Source organism: Oleiphilus sp. HI0066, assembly GCF_001635725.1.
The window spans coordinates 1-818 of sequence record NZ_LWFH01000339.1; the positions used below are offsets into that span (position 1 = coordinate 1).

The 818-nt window shown below is 41.8% G+C and carries 1 protein-coding gene; it reads right to left on the reverse strand.

Going from position 1 to position 818, the window contains the following annotated elements; translation table 11 throughout:
* Positions 1 to 308: 308 nt before the first annotated feature.
* Positions 309 to 566: a hypothetical protein gene (locus A3738_RS04905; protein WP_068481891.1), complete on the reverse strand. Its 258-nt coding sequence runs from the start codon at positions 564 to 566 to the stop codon at positions 309 to 311.
* Positions 567 to 818 lie beyond the last annotated feature (252 nt).

The following is an 818-nucleotide window of genomic DNA, read 5'->3' on the forward strand; positions in this document are numbered from 1 at the left end:
TTGACCGATGCATCAAAGATCTGCGCACCAAACGGAACCAGCTGCGCTTCTACAACTGTGTTTCGATCATAGATCGATGATGAAACAGCTTTAAACGCGTTTTCGTGATTGCGTATTCCTTCCCTTACACGTTCAGCAGCTGCTCTACGATTTGCGTTCTGAAGTTCGGGCATAAGGGTATTTAGTTCTCGCGACGCTGCACTTAGTTCGTTAAGAACTCGATCAGTGGAGCTTTCTTGATTGTCATCTAAAAATCGAAACGCATAAAGACGAGCAAGTAGAAGGTTTTCTTGAACGACGCCTGCATATCATGCAGCAACGATATCATTATCTTTATATGCCGAGTCGCGAATATATGTGAGCTCTTTTCTAATCTGAGAACCAGCAACGTTCATTCCTTCATTCACTAAACGGTTGCGCTCCCTCATATTGGACACTACGCTTCCGATAAACGCTTGATCATAATTGCGTGACAAAGCATTTATATTTTCGAGAATTGCAACGCGGTTTGGGTCTTCGATTTGTTCGTTTGCTTGGTTCAGAATAAGAATCGTTCGCTCAGACAATTGATTGAAGTCACTAATGTTTTACTCTAAACCGGTTTTTAGATAATCACTCACGATCAATTGTTTGTTCAGCATATTTGCAGTGATATCTGCGGCGATTCCAGAATCAGGAGCTAGGTCTTCTGTCACTACGCTCATTTGGGTGTCTAACTCTATCTAGCAACATCTGCTTCTCCTCACGAAATTAACAACGATATCCGTAGGGCAATCTTTTTAGAGTTATTTAGCGCTCCTTATAACGAAAACTGAACA